Annotated in this window: 18 protein-coding genes; 3 read left to right on the forward strand and 15 right to left on the reverse strand. The window is 71.7% G+C overall.

Annotation, left to right across the window (positions count from 1 at the left end; genetic code table 11):
* Positions 1–4 precede the first annotated feature (4 nt).
* The 6 genes from ACQP0P_RS44380 to ACQP0P_RS44405 form a co-directional block, all read right to left on the reverse strand.
* On the reverse strand, positions 5–1,135 hold the full coding sequence (locus ACQP0P_RS44380) for an acyl-CoA dehydrogenase family protein (RefSeq protein ID WP_433368209.1): 1,131 nt from the start codon (positions 1,133–1,135) through the stop codon (positions 5–7).
* Between the two features lie 11 nt (positions 1,136–1,146).
* Entirely contained in the window at positions 1,147–2,256 is a 1,110-nt protein-coding gene (locus ACQP0P_RS44385) for a CaiB/BaiF CoA transferase family protein (RefSeq protein ID WP_433368212.1), read from the reverse strand.
* A 100-nt stretch (positions 2,257–2,356) separates the two neighbouring features.
* Positions 2,357–3,124 (reverse strand): SDR family NAD(P)-dependent oxidoreductase, encoded by a 768-nt coding sequence (locus ACQP0P_RS44390; RefSeq protein WP_433368214.1) that lies wholly within the window; start codon positions 3,122–3,124, stop codon positions 2,357–2,359.
* Positions 3,125–3,168: 44 nt separating this feature from the next.
* The gene (locus tag ACQP0P_RS44395) at positions 3,169–3,600 is read right to left on the reverse strand and encodes a nuclear transport factor 2 family protein (RefSeq protein ID WP_433368217.1); all 432 of its coding nucleotides are present in this window, start codon (positions 3,598–3,600) and stop codon (positions 3,169–3,171) included.
* Between the two features lie 174 nt (positions 3,601–3,774).
* A complete protein-coding gene (locus ACQP0P_RS44400; protein WP_433368219.1) occupies positions 3,775–4,593 on the reverse strand; it encodes an SDR family NAD(P)-dependent oxidoreductase in 819 nt (272 codons plus the stop codon).
* Positions 4,593–5,387 (reverse strand): SDR family NAD(P)-dependent oxidoreductase, encoded by a 795-nt coding sequence (locus tag ACQP0P_RS44405; RefSeq protein WP_433368222.1) that lies wholly within the window; start codon positions 5,385–5,387, stop codon positions 4,593–4,595. The genes ACQP0P_RS44400 and ACQP0P_RS44405 overlap by 1 nt, the downstream gene beginning before the upstream one ends.
* 593 nt (positions 5,388–5,980) lie before the next feature.
* Between ACQP0P_RS44405 and ACQP0P_RS44410 the strand changes: the two genes are divergently transcribed.
* The 3 genes from ACQP0P_RS44410 to ACQP0P_RS44420 all read left to right on the forward strand — a co-directional run bounded on the left by ACQP0P_RS44410 (position 5,981) and on the right by ACQP0P_RS44420 (position 9,302).
* Positions 5,981–7,213, forward strand: a complete 1,233-nt coding sequence (locus ACQP0P_RS44410) for a cytochrome P450 (protein ID WP_433368224.1) — start codon at positions 5,981–5,983, stop codon at positions 7,211–7,213.
* Positions 7,214–7,276: 63 nt separating this feature from the next.
* Entirely contained in the window at positions 7,277–8,014 is a 738-nt protein-coding gene (locus ACQP0P_RS44415; RefSeq protein WP_433368227.1) for an SDR family NAD(P)-dependent oxidoreductase, read from the forward strand.
* Between the two features lie 577 nt (positions 8,015–8,591).
* Positions 8,592–9,302 carry an IclR family transcriptional regulator gene (locus ACQP0P_RS44420; RefSeq protein WP_433368229.1) on the forward strand — a complete coding sequence of 237 codons (711 nt, stop codon included), beginning with the start codon at positions 8,592–8,594 and terminating at the stop codon, positions 9,300–9,302.
* A gap of 38 nt (positions 9,303–9,340) precedes the next feature.
* On the opposite strand, the gene ACQP0P_RS44425 is transcribed toward ACQP0P_RS44420, so the two are convergent.
* The 9 genes from ACQP0P_RS44425 to ACQP0P_RS44465 form a co-directional block, all read right to left on the reverse strand.
* On the reverse strand, positions 9,341–9,532 hold the full coding sequence (locus tag ACQP0P_RS44425; protein WP_433368232.1) for a ferredoxin: 192 nt from the start codon (positions 9,530–9,532) through the stop codon (positions 9,341–9,343).
* Positions 9,533–9,637: 105 nt separating this feature from the next.
* Positions 9,638–10,324, reverse strand: a complete 687-nt coding sequence (locus ACQP0P_RS44430) for an RraA family protein (RefSeq protein WP_433368235.1) — start codon at positions 10,322–10,324, stop codon at positions 9,638–9,640.
* Entirely contained in the window at positions 10,321–10,980 is a 660-nt protein-coding gene (locus ACQP0P_RS44435) for an RraA family protein (protein ID WP_433368238.1), read from the reverse strand. The genes ACQP0P_RS44430 and ACQP0P_RS44435 overlap by 4 nt, the downstream gene beginning before the upstream one ends.
* On the reverse strand, positions 10,973–11,371 hold the full coding sequence (locus tag ACQP0P_RS44440) for a RidA family protein (protein ID WP_433368241.1): 399 nt from the start codon (positions 11,369–11,371) through the stop codon (positions 10,973–10,975). Before ACQP0P_RS44440 ends, ACQP0P_RS44435 begins: the two co-directional genes overlap by 8 nt.
* On the reverse strand, positions 11,368–12,030 hold the full coding sequence (locus ACQP0P_RS44445; protein ID WP_433368243.1) for an RraA family protein: 663 nt from the start codon (positions 12,028–12,030) through the stop codon (positions 11,368–11,370). Before ACQP0P_RS44445 ends, ACQP0P_RS44440 begins: the two co-directional genes overlap by 4 nt.
* A complete protein-coding gene (locus ACQP0P_RS44450) occupies positions 12,027–13,106 on the reverse strand; it encodes an amidohydrolase family protein (RefSeq protein WP_433368246.1) in 1,080 nt (359 codons plus the stop codon). The genes ACQP0P_RS44445 and ACQP0P_RS44450 overlap by 4 nt, the downstream gene beginning before the upstream one ends.
* Positions 13,103–14,128, reverse strand: coding sequence for a hypothetical protein (locus tag ACQP0P_RS44455; RefSeq protein ID WP_433368248.1), 1,026 nt, complete (start codon positions 14,126–14,128; stop codon positions 13,103–13,105). The genes ACQP0P_RS44450 and ACQP0P_RS44455 overlap by 4 nt, the downstream gene beginning before the upstream one ends.
* 75 nt (positions 14,129–14,203) lie before the next feature.
* Positions 14,204–15,172: a PDR/VanB family oxidoreductase gene (locus ACQP0P_RS44460; RefSeq protein WP_433368251.1), complete on the reverse strand. Its 969-nt coding sequence runs from the start codon at positions 15,170–15,172 to the stop codon at positions 14,204–14,206.
* Positions 15,156–16,346, reverse strand: coding sequence for a Gfo/Idh/MocA family protein (locus ACQP0P_RS44465; RefSeq protein ID WP_433368254.1), 1,191 nt, complete (start codon positions 16,344–16,346; stop codon positions 15,156–15,158). The genes ACQP0P_RS44460 and ACQP0P_RS44465 overlap by 17 nt, the downstream gene beginning before the upstream one ends.
* Positions 16,347–16,354: the final 8 nt, after the last annotated feature.

Genomic DNA, 16,354 nt, shown 5'->3' on the forward strand with positions numbered 1-16,354 from the left:
TCTCTCAGCTGAGCCGGGCGTCGGCCGCCGCGTCCAGGCAGGCCTCGGTGCCGCCCAGGAACTGGCCGAGAGCGAGCCCGCCGGTGACGTACCGGTGCAGTGGGTGGTCGATGTCGAGGCCGGTGCCACCGTGCAGGTGCTGGCAGGTGAGCAGCGCCGGGACGGCGTCGTGGCAGACCAGGTAGCAGGCGGACGACAGGCTCCGCCGGGCCTCGGCGGTGCGGCCGGCCGCCAGCTGCCAGGCGGCGGCCAGGTAGGTGTTCTCCAGGATGCGCTGCGCCGTGAAGACGTCGCCCATCTGCATGGTGACCGCCTGGAACTGGGCCAGCGCGCGGCCGAACTGCTTCCTGGCCTTCACGTGCTCGGCGGTCAGCTCCATGGCGCGCTCCAGCAGGCCGGAGACGGTGGCGGCCACCCCCAGCAGCGCGGACAGCTCCAGGTGTCCGGCGGCCTCGGCGGCCAGGGCCGGCCCGCCCAGCAGCGCGTGTCCGGGCACCGCCACCGCGTCCAGGGCGATCCGGGCGGTGGGCACATGGTCGGTGACCGGGTGCGCCGCGGCGGCCGGCCCCGGGGCGGCGGCGTCCACCACGAAGACCCCGACGATGCCGTCCTCCGGTCCGCCGGTGATCCGCGCCGGGACCAGGATCGCCTCGGCCTGCGCGCCGAACGGGACGTAGGTCCGCACCCCGGTCAGCCGGTGGCCGCCGTCGTACGGCTCGGCCGTCACGTCCGTGTCCAGGGCCCGGCCGCCGCCGGGCCCGCGGACCGCGCCGGTCACCAGGGCGCCGCCCCTGGCCACGCTCTCCAGCAGGTCCCGGTGCTCGGTGCCGCCGTACCTGGCCAGGGTGTGCAGGCCGTAGGCCAGCACGGGCAGTGCCGGAACCAGGCCGCCGTACCGGGCCGCCTGCCGCAGCACGGCGGCCAGCACCACGGCGTCGGCGTCGGTGCCGCCCAGGTCCTCGGGGAGGAACGCCTCCAGGACACCGGCCTCGGCCAGACCGTGCCACGCCTCCTCGGAGTACCCGGCGGCCTCGAACTCGGCCGAGGCGATCCGCTCGTCCGGCAGCCCGCGGGCGAGCAGACCGCCCGTCAGCCCGCCGAGGGTCTCCGCCGTCTCGTCCAGTCGGAAGTCCACGTCGATTCCTCCTAAGCCTCGTCGCCGATCCGCACCGGGAAGCGGACGTAGCCGATGTCGCCGGCGGAGGTGAACAGACCACGCTCCCTGGCGTGCGGGGAGTCCGCCAGCTCCAGCGGCGACAGCACCCGCATCACCGGGACGTCGGCGGCCTCCAGCGTCTCGGTCAGGGATTCGGCGTCCCGGCCGCGCACCGCCGCGGCGATCCTGGCATTGATCTCGCGGGTGTTGCGGCGCCGATCCCCCAAGGTGGCGGTGTCCAGGCCGGACAGGTCCAGGTCGAGGGCTGCGACGGTGCGCTGCCAGAAGTGCTCCTCCAGGGCGGCGATGCTCAGGTACTCGCCGTCGGCGGTCTCGAAGACGCCGTAGGCCGGGCGGGTGAAGACCGCCTCTCTGGCCTCCCGCAGCGAAGCGCGGCCGTCGGCCTGGAGCTGGCCGATCACCATGTTCATGCCGTGCATCAGGCAGTCGGTGATGGAGACGTCCAGGTGGCGGCCCCGGCCGGTGTCCTTGCGGGCGAGCAGTGCGGTAAGGGTGGAGCTGAGCGCGTACACCGCCCCCAGCAGGTCGCCGACGGGGGCGCCGACGCCGAGGGCGGGCGGGCCGCCGAGCTCGCCCATCAGGCCGAGCAGTCCGGAGGCGGCCAGGTAGTTGAGGTCATGACCGGGTATCCGGCTCAGCGGCCCCTCCTGCCCGAAGCCGCTGATGGAGACGTAGACCAGGCCGGGGTGCCGCCCGGCGAGCGTGCCGTACCCGAGGCCGAGCCGGTCCATGACACCCGGGCGGAAGCCCTCCACCAGCACGTCGGCCCCGGCCACCAGCTCCTCGGCGCGGGCCAGGCCCTCCGGGGTCTTCAGATCCAGGACGTGGATCTGCTTGCCGTCGTTGAGCACCCGGTAGGTGCCCGGGTGGGTGGAGAAGGCGCCGTCCCTGGCCGGGCGTTCCACCTTGTCGATCTCGGCGCCCAGGTCGCGCAGGCACCGGGTCAGAAACGGGCCGGGGGCCAGTTCGGAGAAGTCGACGATCTTCAGCCCCGCCAGGGGTGGCTCCTGCCCTGATGGTGCCGGCACGGGCGGTTCCGACACCGGCAGCCCGGTGCCCGTCGTCTCGTCACGCTCCACGTTCCACCCTCCAGCCGGCCGCGATCGACATATCGTCGCGACCTTTCATAAATGTGTCCGATATTTCGTTACAAAGCCGGTGGGGGCGACCGTCCGCCGATCACACCTGGGCGGTCGGCCGGATCACGATCCTGTTCAGCGCCACCTCGCGGGAGCGGGTCACCAGGTACCCGACGGCGTCGGCGACGTCGTCCGCGGACAGCCGGACGACGTCACCCATCGCCTTCCTGCGCTCGGCCAGCACCTCCGGGCGGACGTGGTCGGCCAGTTCGGTGACGGTGGCACCGGGCTCGACCAGCGCCACCCGGACCCGCTGCCCGGCCAGTTCCTGGCGCAGCGACTCGGAGAAGGCGGCCAGCCCGGCCTTGGTCAAGGCGTACACGCCGTTGCCGGCCCGCGCTCCCGCGCCCTGGCCGGCCACCGAGCCGACGTTGACCACGTCGGCCACCCGGCGCGGCGCGGACTCCGCCGCGGCCAGCAGGTGCGGCAGGGCCGCCCGGGTCGTCGCCAGCACGGCGCGGAGGTTGAGGTCGAGCATGCGCTCCCACTCCCCCTCCGGCGCGTCCGCCACCGGGCCGAGCAGCATCACTCCGGCGTTGTTGACCAGGATGTCCAGCCGCCCGTACGCGGCGACCGCGTCCTCCACCGCACCGGCGGCCCGGGCCGGATCGGTCAGGTCCGCCGGGAGGGCGACCGCGCCGCCGCCCAGGCCGGTGATCTCGTCGCACAGGTCGCGGAGCCGGTCCTCCCGGCGCGCGACCAGCGCCACCGCGGCCCCGGAGGCGGCGAGCCGGAGGGCGGTGGCCCGCCCGATCCCACTGCTGGCCCCGGTGACCAGGGCGACGGCGCCCTTCAGTTCGTCCGCCACGGTGCCTCCTCCGCCGTTTCCCGGCCTCTCGAATCCGGCACGTCTCAGTCCAGGGACTCGCCGATGGCGGGGACGCTGCGGTAGGCGACCCACCGGGTGATCCGGGCCTCGGCGTCGAAGGTGCCCGCCCCGGCGAAGGAGGACCGGATCGGCCCGCCCTCGGACTCCCGGACGATGCCCTCGATCAGGCAGCGGTCGTCGGCGACGAAGAGCGTCTGGATCTCGTGGAACCACTTCCTGGTGCCGCGCCTGCCCTTGAGCAGCGCCCGCACCGCCTCCCGCCCGATGACCTCGGCCCGCTTCGGGCTGTCCGGGTCGAAGGGCGGGTGGGAGTAGAAGGCGTCGTCGGCGAACAGGTCGGCCACCGCGTCGAAGTCGGAGTTCTCCAATCCCCTCACGTAGCCGAGCACCGTCTGCCGAATGGCGTCGCGGGAGGGGTGGGCCGTGCTGCCCGCGGTTCCAGTGGTCTCCGTCATGGTTCTCCTTCCGGGCCGGGCGCGGGCGACCGCGCACCCGCCGGTTCGGGCTGCGAGCCCGGCATCGTTTCGGGGCTTCGCATGGTCGTACGACAAGTCGGAATACATCCGGTGTACCAGGCTGGCGATTGCCGCCTGGAAGCCAGTATTCGGCTGACCGTAAACAGGTAACGGTCAGCGGTTGGCGGGGTGGGTGCTCGGCAGCGGGGACACCACGCCGATCCCGCCGTCGACCGGGATCTCCGCGCCGTTGACGTACCCCGCCAGATCCGACAGCAGGAAGAGCACCACCGAGGCGATGTCGTCGGGGAAGCCGCAGCGGCGTTGCGGGACGACCGCCTCCACGGCGCGCACCGCCTCCGCCGGCGGGTTCGGCGTCCCGCCCGACCCCAGGATCCGGCCGACGACGACGGCGTTGGTGCGGACTCCGTAGGGCCCGAACTCCTGGGCGCAGGCCGTCGCCAGATGGTGCACAGCCGCCTTCGCCGTGCCGTACAGCCCCAGCCGGGGCGTGTTGGCGGTCCCGGCCAGTGAGCCGATGAACACCACGCTGCCGTGCCCGAGGGCGGCCAGCCGCGGGATCGCGACCTGGGTGAGCAGCACCGGGTGGCGTAGCACCAGGTCGAACTGGCGGCGCATCGACTCCTCGGTACCGTCGGCCAGCGGCTCGGCCAAGGAGACCCCGACCACGTCGACGATGCCGTGAAAGCTCTCGCCGAACAGCTCCTCGGCCCGATCGAACACGGCCGTCAGCTGCTCCCGGTCGGTCACGTCGGCGGTCATCGCCTCGCCACCGCAGCGTGCCGCGGTCTTCCCCACGCGCTCGCCGTCCAGGTCCACGCACAGCACCCGGCCCCCGGCCTGCGCGATCGCGTCGCAGACCGCGCCGCCGATGCCGTCGCCGGTGCCCAGCACCACGTACCCGCGGCCGTCGAGCCGGAGCCGGCCCGGATAGTCGGGCCTCGCCTCCGGGGCGTACGGCCCCGGGGCCATCAGAACTCCTCGCAGTACGGCCGGATGTCCATCTCCTGGGTCCACGCGGTCCGGGGCTGTACGGCGACCTGCCAGAACGTCTCGGCGATCTGCTCGATGTCCACCATGCCGTCCGCCGGGCGGCTGTCCTTGGCGTGCGGGAACGCCGAGTTGAGCCGGTCGCCGTCGATCGGGCCGTGCACGATCACGTTCGCGACGTGCACGTTACGCGGGCCGAACTCACGGGCCAGCGCCTGGGCCAGCGCGCGCTGCCCGAACTTCGCCGAGGCGTACGCGGCGAGCTTGGGCCGGGCGATCAGGCCGGAGACGGAGCCGGTGAACATGATCACCCCGCCGCCGGAGGCCGTCATCCGCCGGGCCGCCTCCCGGCCGGTGATGAAGGAGCCCAGGCAGTTGGTGCGCCAGACCGACTCGAAGAACTCGGTGTCCATCTCCAGGATGCCGGGCTTCCACTGCGAGCCGCCGGCGTTGTAGGTGGCGATCGCCAGGGTGCCCAGCTCGTCGATGACCGCCAGTGACTCGCGCAGGCCCTCCTCGGAACCGGCGTCGCCGACGACGGCGGTGGCCCGGCCGCCCGCGGCCTCGATGTCCTCGGCGACCGCGGTGACCTTCTCCTTGGTCCGACCGGTGACGACCACGTGCAGGCCGGCGGCGGCGAAGCGGCGGGCCACGGCCGCGCCGGTCCCCTGCCGTGCCCCCACCCCGACCACCCAGGCCACCGAGCCCTCGGGCGGCGGGCCGCCGTGGACCGGCCACCCGCTGAACCGCTGTGCCTCTTCTGTCGGTGGCGCCATCCTCATGCCTTTCTCTGATCGCTGCCGCCGCGTACCGGATGCGCCGCCCCGCGGAAGGCCCACGAGCGGGCGCTGCCCGGACCCGGCGGCGGAAGCCGGCCCGGCGGGGTAAGCCGACCCACGCCCATGCGTATCCTCAAGCGTCACAGCTCACCTTTGTCGGCCAACCATGTAGCTTCGTGGAAACCTACGATATTTCGCATACATGCCGCAAGGCCGCCCGCCATCGAATCTCCCGTCATCCGACTTCGCACTCCCCATGCCATGTCGACAACAACGCCCACCCGTGAATCTCCGCGACATGCCGTGACTTCGACGTCACAGCCCTGCCGAGACCCCCGCCACCCGGCCCGCCCCCCTGGGGCGCCCCGCCCGGTGGGCGACCTCACGACCCGTCCGCTTGTTGCGGACACCCCAAAAGCATTGGCTAGCATCACGAAATACCGTATAGTGCGACAGAGCTTCGCAATAGGGTTATCCGGCCGGCCGTCCTGCCACCGGGTCCCGCACGCATGACCGCCGTCACCGGCGACGAATCGCCGTGCCCGCCTCGTAGAGCCTGCACGGAGCACACAGAGGAGGCCAGATCTCGCATGGCAACCGATCTCGCGGCGTCGCCGCAGAGCCGGAGCATCGCCGAGGAGGCGATGCTCTATCTCACGTCGCACCATCCCGACCGCGGAGAGATCACCGCCGACCCCTACCGGTTCTTCGATCGGCTGCGTGAGCACGCGCCGGTCTATCGGACCGCGCAGGGCCCGATCCTGGTGACGTCCTACGACGCCACCCAGCAACTGGTGAAGGACCGGCGCTGGAGCCGGGAGGAGATGGAGGGCAAGGAGGGCATCACTCCGACTCAGCAGATCTTCCTGGAGAGCCTGGCCTTCCGCGACCCACCCGACCACACCCGGCTGCGCGCCGTCGTCTCCCGGCTGTTCACCCCCCGGGCGGTCGAGCAGAACCGGCAGGACATCAGTGAGATCGTCCAGGACCTGCTCGACGGGCTGCGCGACCGGGCCGAGTTCGACTTCATCCAGGACTTCTCCTACAAGGTGCCGTTGCGGCTGATCTGCCGGCTCGTCGGCGTTCCCCCGACCATGGAGGACGACTTCCTGGCCTGGGGCGAGGCACTGCACGGCTCGCTGGAGCCACTGACCCAACCCGCCGACGTCGCCGCGCGCCGCGAGTCCACCGCCGCGGAGTGCTTCGCGTACTTCGAAGAGCTGATCAAGGAACGGCGGGCCACCCCCGGCGGGACCGACATCATCTCCCAGCTCATCCAGGCCGGCGAGGAGATCACCGACCTGGAGATCATCGCCAACTGCATGCTGCTGCACTCGGCCGGGTTCAGCACCACCAAGAACCTGATCGCCAACGGCATGCACCTGCTGCTCACTCACCCCGAGGCCTACGACGACCTGCGGGCGAACCCGGACGTGATCCCGTCCGCGATCGAGGAGATGCTGCGCTACGAGGGGCCGGCTCGCAACAGCCTGTGCCGGATCGCCCCCGAGGAGATGGAACTCGACGGCGTGCGGATCAACAAGGGCGAGCACGTGTACGCGATCCTGTCGGCGGCCAACCGCGACCCCGCGGTGTTCGAGGACCCGCATCGGTTCGACATCCGCCGCGGCAACTCACGGCACGCGACCTTCGGCGGCGGCATCCACATGTGCCTGGGCGCGAGCCTGGCACGGCTGGAGGCACAGGTGGCCTTCGCCCACCTGGCCGCGGCACCGCGACTGGCGCTGAACACCGACCGGGTCGAGTGGCTCGGCTCGTTCCTCACCCGCGGCATGGCCGGTCTCCCGGTGCGCTGGGCCTGACCGCGCGCGGGCACCCTGCCGGGAACGGCCGGGCACCGGACGCTCGACAATGGAGGATTACTCGTGCCGGAATCAACGGGCACCGCGACACTGGTGACGGGCGGGGGCCGCGGAATCGGCAAGGCCATCGCTCTGGAATTCGCCTCGCGCGGTGATTCGCTCGTCATCGCCGACCTCGATCCGGACAATGCGCAGGCGGTCGCCACGGAATGCGGTGAGCGCTTCGGAGTGGCCGCCTCGGCCGTTCGCGCGGACGTCATGCAGCCGGATGACGTCCGTTCTCTCATACAGTTCGCGGTCGCCGAGTACGGGCGTATCGGAACCGTGGTGAACAGCGCCGGTGTTTTTCCGTTCGCACCCGCGCTGGACACCACGGACGAGATCTGGAACCTCGTCATCGGCGTCAATCTGACCGGCACGTTCACGGTGTGCCGGGAAGCCGCCCGGAGCATGGTGGAGACCGGCGGCGGATCCATCGTCAACATCGCCTCCGGCGCCGGTTCCATGGCCAATCCGAATCTCATCGCGTATTCGGCCAGCAAGGCCGGGGTGCTCGGGATGAGTAGGGCGCTGGCCGCGGAACTGGCCCCGCTGATCCGGGTCAACGTGGTCTCACCAGGCCCGATCCGGACCGAGGGGACCACTCGGGCGGGTGCGCCGCTGGACACCTCCAGGATTCCGATGAAACGAACCGGGGAGGTGGAGGAGATCGCCCACGCCGTCGCATTCCTGGCATCGGATGAGGCGAGTTTCATCACCGGCCAGACACTCCACGTCAACGGCGGCAAGTTCATGCCGTAGCGGCCGTTCCGGGAATCACCGGACCGGACCGACCCGGTGATTCCCGGAGCCCGGGGCCCTGCGCCACCGGGCGACGTACGACCCTGTTCGCCCCCGTACCCGGTCACCGGACGAAACGGTCCCCACCGGGAAGTCCAAAAGATCCACATGCCTTCGTCGCACGCTCCGCGCGGAGCGGCAAACGCGAAGAAATCGCGGACATTCACCTATGCGGTGTTCTCTGGCGATGATTAGGCGCCCTCATCACGGTATCCTTGTCCCGCTTCACACCGGCTGGCACCATTCGGTCACCCGTGACCGACGGCGCCTGGCGGCACCATCGATCGAACCGGCGGCGGACGCGATTTGCGACTTTTCTGCCTTTATCACACGTCTGGTATTGATCATCTGATTGTCGCCTTCCGCCCGTTGGGTATCAGGGACGGATGTCGCGCAGCGCCTATGTGTGCGAAAACTGTGAGAGGGTTTGCCAATGGCACAGGCTGCGGAACCGACCGCGCCCGCACGACGCGGACGACGGTCGCGGGGGGGACCGGTGGAGGCCGGCGGCACCACAGTGCCCGCGGCGGCCCGGGCGATGGCACTTTTCGAGATCTTCGCGCGGGAGAAGCGGGAGCTCACCAAATCCGAGGTGGCCCGTCTGCTGGACATCCCGGAGAGCAGCAGCTCCGATCTGCTGAACACGCTGCACGAGCTGGGCTACGTGAGCCGCACCGCGACGACGCGGCGCTTTTACCCGACCGGCCGGCTGCTGGCCACCGCGACCGCCATCTCCGAGAACGACGCGCTGTCGGCGTTCGGCGCGGAGGCGAGCAGCCTGCTCGCGCAGCGCTCCGGGGAAACGGCCTCGTGCGCGGTGCTCACCGGGGACCGAATAAAGATCGTCGCGGTCTCCCAGGGCGGCCACCGGCTGCGGTACGTGGTGGAGGTCGGCGACACGTTCACGATCAACGGAACCGCGATCGGGAAGGCACTGCTGAGCGGGCTCGACGAGCATGACCTGAGCCGGCTGCTGCGCCTCAAGCCGCTCCCCCGGCTCACCGAGAACACCAAGACGAACCCCCGGGAGTTGGAGGAGGAGGTGCGCAAGCACCGCGAGCTCGGCTGGTTCCGGTCCGTCGACGAGGGCACGGTCGGCGTCAGCTCCTTCGCCGTCTCGGGCAGCGTCGGGGACGAGATCGTCGGTCTGGGCATCATCGGCCCCTCCAAGCGGATCCAGGCCGACGAGAACCGGCTGCTCGAGATCGTCTTGGAGGTCCGCGACACCGTCTTCGGCCGCGGCGCCTGACCCGTCCGGCCGGGCGGGTCAGGGCGAGGCCGCGGCCGTCAGCCGGTGACCTGGATGGCGCCGGTGGGACACTGCTCCTCAGCGTCGAGGACCAGGTCGCGCAGGGACTCGTCCGGCTCGGGCCGGAGCACCACGAGTTCGCTGTGGTTCTCGATCGCGAACACCTGGGGTGCCACGAACGCACACGTGCCGGTGCAGACACACCGGTCCAAATCAACGCTGACTCTCATCTCACCCTGCCTTGTCTCTCACCATCGGCCCCGCTCCGGAAAACGGCCGGGCGGCGGTTCCACCACGGTGCCGCCGGCGCCCCGGAACCCGGGACGCCGACGGCCTCAGCGCCTCGTCTGGAGGCTGTGGTAGCCAACGTCCTCGCGGGCGGCGCGCAGCGAGCGGCCGTTCCGCACCGCATCGCGGATCCGCTCCTCGGCGTTCCGGATCTCCTCGGCGGCGGTGATCACCTCGTGCACCCGGGACGCCGGGATGCACAGTACGCCGTCGCCGTCACCCAGCAGCCAGTCGCCCCGCTCGACCCGGGCACCGCCGACCGACACCGGGCCGCCGATCTCCTCGACGCGCACCCGGTCCTTGCCGGTGCGCATCCAGTTGCCGCGGGAGAAGACCGGATAGCCGGTGGTGACCGAGCGATCGACGTCGCGGCACACGCCGTCGATGACGGTGCCCTCGACGCCGTTGCGGACCGCCGTGTAGGTCAGCAGGTCGCCCCAGACGGTGGCGTCCAGCCGACCCTGGTTGTCCAGCACCACGACCTGGCCGGGGCCGAGATCGTCGATGTAGTCGCCGACCGTACCAGGGTCGCGGCCCACCGGGCCGTAGCGCAGCGTCCAGGCGCGGCCGGCCAGCCGGAACGAACGGTCCAGCGGCATGATTCCCAGGCAGTGCCCGGCGATGCCCAGCCGGTCCATCGCGTCGCTGACGTCGGTGCAGCTCAGCGTCTTGAGCGCGGCGATGATCGCGCTGTCGGCCGCGCTGTCGGCCGCGGTGGTCGTCGTGGTGCTCATCGGTTCTCCTGCAGCATCGTCTCGTAGCGGGCGCCCATCACCTGGGACACGGGCACGCCCGCCCTCACCTGTTCGGCCATCGCCCGTTCTCGTTCGGCTATCTGCTCGGCGGCGGCGAGGATCTCCCCGGCGCGCGCCGCGGGCAGGAACACCACCCCGCTGCCGTCGGCGATCACCAGATCGCCCGGGGCCACGCCGACCCCGCCGATCGTGATCGGGACGTTCCAGTCACGTTCGACCACGCGGCCCCGCGCGGTGACCGGGACGGCGGCACGGGCGAACAGCGGCAGTCCGAGCTCGCGGCTCTCGTCGACGTCGCGGCAGGCGCCGTCCACGATCACCCCCTCGACGCCGCGGCCGACCGCTGCCAGCGACAGGATGCCGCCCCAGCCGGACACGTCGGTCCGCCCGTGCTCGACCACGATGACGTCACCGGCCCCGGACGCCTCAACGGCGGCGGTGCCGAGATGCCGCCCGCTCGGCGGCGTGTCGGCCGCGTCGCCCAGCCGCACCGTGGTGACCCGGCCCGCGATGCGGCGGTGCCCGGTCAGCGGGGCCAGGCCCGGCACGGTCCCGGCCAGGCCCAGCCGGTCCATCGCGTCCGACACCGCGCAGGTGTCCAGCGCGCCGAGCCGTGCGACCAGATCGTCACCCATCCGTCTCTCCTTCCGTCACGTACGCCGTGGCCTCCAGTTGCACGAGCATCCCGCCCGGCAGGTCGTGCCGGATCAGGTGCCGGGCGGGCCGGGAGGCCGGGTCAGGGAACATCGCGACCCACTCCTCGTTCACCGCGGCCCGCACGTCGGCGGCGGCGAACACCGTCACGTGCACCACGTCTCCGGTGGTGGCACCACCGGCCTCGCACACGGCCCGCAGGTTGGCGAACGCGTGCCGAACCTGGCCGGGGACGTCCGCCGGCAGCTCACCGGTCATCCGGTCAACGCCGCGGACGCCTCCGGTGGCCAGCAGCGGGCCGACCCGGGAGGCCGCCGGAATGGGGTTCGTCCCGTGCTCCAGGCCGGGGACGAAGACACTGCGCCGCCTCACCGCTCCCCCTCACCGGGCAGCCGGTAGATGTCCAGGCTGCTCTCGCCGGCGGCGAGCCTGTCGAAGATCTCCTGCTCGGCGGCCTCACGCCGGGCCGCGGCCCGCACCGCCCCGGCGGCGTCAGCCGCGGGCAGCACCACGACGCCGTCGCCGTCGGCCACCACCAGGTCGCCGCGGTGCACGGTCACACCGCCGATCCGGACCGGCGCGCTGACCGAGCCGCGGCCGTCCGGGTCCTTGCCGGTGCCGCGGATGCACAGCGACGGCGCGAACACCGGGAAACCGCGCTCGGCCATCTGGTCACCGTCCCGGACGCCGCCTGAGGTGACCAGTCCGGCGATGCCGCGGTGCAGAGCCGCGACCGCCATGACCTCGCCCCAGTGTCCGTACTCCAGCGGGTCGGTTCCGTCGCCGAATGCCACCACCAGCACGTCGCCGGGCTCGGCCGCGTAGATGGCGCGATGGAGCCACAGGTTGTCCCCGGGCGGGCTGAGCACCGGCAGCGCCGGGCCGGCCACCCGCATGCCGGGGCGGACCGGGCCGATCGCCGCCGGCAGCGCGCCGATCTTCCCAGCGGCCTCGTGCAGGGTGGCCGCGGGCAGCGTGGCTGCCTCCCGGACCAGCTCGGCGGTGACCGCTCCGGCCGTCACGGCGGTCACCGGGCCAGCCTGGAGAAGACGCGACGGGCATTGCCCTCGTAGATCAGGGCGCGGTCCTCGTCCGTCAGGAAGTCGATACGGTCGATGGTGTACTTGAAGTCCTCGAAGGAGCGGCCGGTCGCCGGGTTGATCGCGCCGCCGCTGCCGGGGCGCTCGGTGCCGAACAGGCAGCGGTCGGTGCCGACGGTACGGAAGAGCAGTTCCAGCGAGTGGGAGCTGTGCACGTCGGTGTCGAACCACAACTGCCGCAGCGCGTCGTCGAAGCTGGTCAGGTCGGCCGGGGCGGCCGGCAGCGGCTCGCCGTTCATCCCGGCGTGCTCCAGGTCGCGGAAGTACTGCGCGATGTGCTTCTTCTTGGTCGCCAGGTCCAGCCACCAGTGCGCGCGCCAGCGGCCGATCTGGTACGGGATGGAGCCGCCGCCGTGGCTGACAATGATCTTCAGATCGGGGTACCGGTCGAACACCTCGGAGTGCACCAGCGAGGTGACCGCCAGGCTCTCCTCGGTGGCGAAGTGCTCGTCGTAGGTCTCCCGGCCGCGGCAGCCGGCGCTGTGGATCAGCGCGGGCACGTCCAGCTCGACCAGCTTGGCCCACAGCGGATACCAGTACGGGTCGGACAGCCGCGGCGACCGGCCGCCACCCTCGTCCGGGTCGGGGTTGAGCAGCACGCCGACGAAGCCCAGCTCGCCGATGGCGCGCTCCAGCTCGTCGAAGACGATCTCGACGGGCTCTCCGGTCACCTGCGGCAGTCCGGCCATGCCGCGGTAGCGGTCCGGGTGCAGCGAGACGGTGCGGTGGATGAGGTCGTTCTGCAGTTCCACCCAGAGCCGCACGTCCTTGACGACCGGGTGCGAGTGCATCAGCACGAACGGCCGCGGCGAGATGATCTGGACGTCTGTGCCGACCTGGTCCATCAGCCGGACGCCCTTGTCGGCGGAGGCCGTGATCTCCTCGTCCCGGATGTACCGGTCCAGGTACCACTCCTTGGAGTGCTGGCCGTTGGATGCCTGCAGGACCGTGCGCACCGCGAAGACCGCGGGCGGGGTGATGAGGTGGCCGTGCGCGTCGATGATCACAGGGAGCTCCCGGGTGCAGAGGGGGCGGGCCGCCAGACGAGGAAGGCGAGCCCGATGCCGGTCCCGGCGGGGGTGCGCTGAACCGGGATGTACTCGGAGTCGGTCACGGTCAGGCCGTCGACCGCCCCGGCGGTCATGATCCAGTTAAGGATCTCGGAGTTGCCGGAACGCAGGCCGGACGGTGGCAGCGCGCGCAGCGCGTCCACGTCCCCTGATTCCAGGGCGGCCAGCAGCCGCCGGTCGAGGTCCTCGTCGACCGCGAAGTGGGTCAGCCCGCCGGAGGCGACCACGCCGACCCGCTGTCCGCCGGGCAGCGCGGCCAGGGTCCGGCCGATGACCTGCCCGACGTCGTAGCAGCGGCCGGGCCGCGGCACGTTGGGCGGGAAGTAGGTGTTGAGCATGACCGGCAGGATCGGGATCGGCCGGTCACCGCAGAGCCGGTCGATGACGAAGCCGTAGGCATGCCCGAAGCCGGCCTGGTGCGGATCGGTCACCTCGCTGGCCACCGCGACGTCCACGCCCGCCTCGATCAGCCCCTCGATCACGCCATCGGCCAGGTCGACGGCGACCGGGTGGCGGTGCACCGCGTCCATTTTGTAGCCTTTGTTGGCTTCCTGGTACCAGCCGGGCAGGTTCGGGCTGACCTCGTTCTTCGGGTGCGTGACGATCTCCGGGCCGTTGTAGACGGCGATCGCCGGCATGTGCGCCCGGCTGAACAGCTCCTCCTGGTCGTCGCCGATGACGACCAGTGCGTCCAGTTCGGCCCCGGCGATGGCCGCGGCCAGCCGGTCCAGCGCCTGCTGCGCCTGCAGGGCCTGCTTCTCGAAGTTCTCCGGCACGGCCCGGCCGGCGTACCGGTCGCCGATCTCCTCGGCCAGCTCCGCGTAGGACACCACCCGGCCGTCGGCCAGGTACAGCTCCTGTTTACGGTAGTCGTCCTTGGCGCGTTCGGCCCACAGCGCGGGCTCGATGGCCAGCAGCGGGCTGTGCGAGGTGCCGATGCCCAGCACGATCTCAGCCACTCGTTCCTCCTTTTCGGCCTGGCCGGCCCAGCCGGCCCTGTCGGCTCGTCGGTCGCGGTCCGCCCGCGGGCCCGTTCACAGCTCCAAGACGAGCCGGGCACTACTGCTGCCGGAGCAGCAGATCATCATGGTCTCGCCGGCCTCCCTTTCCTGGTCGGTGAGGATCAGGTCCCGGTGGTCGGGCGTGCCGGAGATCACCCGGGTCTCGCAGGAACCGCAGACGCCCTCGCCGCACGAGTACGGCATGTCCACCCCGGCCTCCAGCACCGCGTCAAGGATGGTGGACCCCTCGGGAATGGTCAGCGTGATCCCGGTGCGAGTCAGCTCGACCTCGAACCCACCCTCGGTGGCCACGTCGTCCTTGCCCGCGAAGTACTCCAGGTGGCGGCGCTCCGGCGGCAGCTCCGCGGTGGCCTTCTCGAACGCCTCCAGCATCGGCACCGGCCCGCAGCAGTACAGGTGCGCGGTGTCGCCCGCCGTGGCGACCACGGCCTCGATGTCCAGGAAGGCACCGTCGTTCTCCTCGTCGACGTGCAATCGCATCCGGTCGGGCCGGTCACCGGCCAGCCGGGTCAGCTCGTCCAGGAACGCCGCCTGGCCACGAGCGCGCACCGCCAGGTACAGCGTCCAGTCGCGGCCGAGTGCGGCCAGCCGACGCACCATGCCGAGCATCGGCGTGATCCCGATGCCTCCGGCGATGAGCACGCTGTGCTCCGCGTCCTCGGTCAGCGGGAAGTTGTTGCGCGGCGCGGACACTGTGATCGTTTCGCCGGCGCGCACGTTGGCGTGAATCCACTCCGAGCCGCCGCGGCTGTTCGGGTCGCGGTTGACCGCGACCACGTAGCGGTCGGTCTCGGCCTGGTCACCGCAGAGCGAATAGCCGCGCACCAGGCCGTTGCCCAGGTGCAGGTCGATGTGGGCACCGGCGGTGAACGGAGGCAGCGCCGCCCCGTCCGGGCTACGGAACTCGTAGGAGAGGACCGACTCGGCCTCCCAGCGCACCGCCTGCACACGGACCGTCAGGGGCTTAGCGGACTGGGACATGGATGGACACCTCCTGGGTGCTGAGGAAGACCTCGCGCCGCTCGCGGGCGGACTCGGCGATGGCCAGGCAGGTTCGGACGGTCTCCCGGCCGAACGCGCCGTCGTGCTGTGCGGGCCGGCCGTGCACGACCGCGTCCACCAGTTCCTGCAGGACGTTCCCCCGGCCCGGCCACCACTGCGTCCGCGGCACGGCCAGCTGCTCGACGCCGCGGTCGGTGTAGGCGGTGACACCGTCCGCCGAACAGCGCAGGTCGGCGCCGGCACAGGTGACCACCAGCTCGCCGAAGTGCGGCTGGTGCGGCGGTGGCAGCGGGGAGCGAGCACCGTACCCGAAGTCGGCGGTGCGCGACCGTTGCTCCTGCTCGGGGGTGAGTCCGGCCAGCCGGCGCCGCGCGGTGCCGTGCGCGGGTGTCTTGGTGCCCCCGCCCTCGGCGATCCAGCCGTGCAACTCGTCGCTGTCGAAGTGGTCGTAGCCGCTGTACACCAGGCTGGCGGCGCCGCCGCCCTCGAACTCGATCAGCGCGGCGCACACCCCTTCGGTGGGGCGATCCGGGTCGAGGACGGCGGCGGTGGCGCGCACCGAGCGCACCGGCCGGTCGGCGACGGTACGGGCGATGTCGACCTGGTGCGGGATCTGGTTGTACAGGATGCCGCCGCCGCGGGCGCTGTCCAGCTCCTCGGGACGGCGCGGCCGGTACAGGAAGTCGGTGTAGTTCCAGAGCGCGATCATGCCGAGCGAGCCGTACCCGCCGGAGCCGACCAGATCCCGGATGAGCGCCACCGCCGGGTTGAACCCGTGGGTGTGCCCGACGACCAGGACCACGCCGGCCGCCCCGGCCGCTTCGATCATGGCGTCGCAGTCGGCGACCGTCAGCGCCATCGGCTTCTCGACGACGACGTGCTTGCCGGCCCGGGCCGCGGCGACGGTGTGCTCGCGGTGCAGCTGGTGTGGCGTGGCCACGTACACCGCGTCCACGTCGGGCTGGGCCAGCAGCCCCTCGATGCCGGGATGGACCGGCAGCCCCTCCGCGCCGGCGAACCGCTCTCTCAGTGCGGGGTCGGGGTCGGCCGCCCCCGCCAGCCGGATGCCCGGATGGGTGTGGGCGGCCGATGCCATCACGCCTCCGGCGAGGCCGAGCCCGACCAGGCCGAGCCCGAGCGTGCGTGCGCTCATCCGCCGGC

The sequence above is a fragment of the Streptosporangium sp. CA-115845 genome (genome assembly GCF_050943795.1).
In the GTDB taxonomy this organism is placed as follows: domain Bacteria; phylum Actinomycetota; class Actinomycetes; order Streptosporangiales; family Streptosporangiaceae; genus Streptosporangium.

Bases quoted from the DNA above. Each gene is read 5' to 3' on its own strand.
- ACQP0P_RS44395 (WP_433368217.1), bottom strand. From the start codon at position 3,600: ATGACGGAGACCACTGGAACCGCGGGCAGCACGGCCCACCCCTCCCGC.
- ACQP0P_RS44400 (WP_433368219.1), bottom strand. From the start codon at position 4,593: ATGGCCCCGGGGCCGTACGCCCCGGAGGCGAGGCCCGACTATCCGGGC.
- ACQP0P_RS44405 (WP_433368222.1), bottom strand. From the start codon at position 5,387: ATGGCGCCACCGACAGAAGAGGCACAGCGGTTCAGCGGGTGGCCGGTC.
- ACQP0P_RS44410 (WP_433368224.1), top strand. From the start codon at position 5,981: ATGGCAACCGATCTCGCGGCGTCGCCGCAGAGCCGGAGCATCGCCGAG.
- ACQP0P_RS44420 (WP_433368229.1), top strand. From the start codon at position 8,592: ATGGCACTTTTCGAGATCTTCGCGCGGGAGAAGCGGGAGCTCACCAAA.
- ACQP0P_RS44425 (WP_433368232.1), bottom strand. From the start codon at position 9,532: ATGAGAGTCAGCGTTGATTTGGACCGGTGTGTCTGCACCGGCACGTGT.
- ACQP0P_RS44430 (WP_433368235.1), bottom strand. From the start codon at position 10,324: ATGAGCACCACGACGACCACCGCGGCCGACAGCGCGGCCGACAGCGCG.
- ACQP0P_RS44435 (WP_433368238.1), bottom strand. From the start codon at position 10,980: ATGGGTGACGATCTGGTCGCACGGCTCGGCGCGCTGGACACCTGCGCG.
- ACQP0P_RS44460 (WP_433368251.1), bottom strand. From the start codon at position 15,172: ATGTCCCAGTCCGCTAAGCCCCTGACGGTCCGTGTGCAGGCGGTGCGC.
- ACQP0P_RS44465 (WP_433368254.1), bottom strand. From the start codon at position 16,346: ATGAGCGCACGCACGCTCGGGCTCGGCCTGGTCGGGCTCGGCCTCGCC.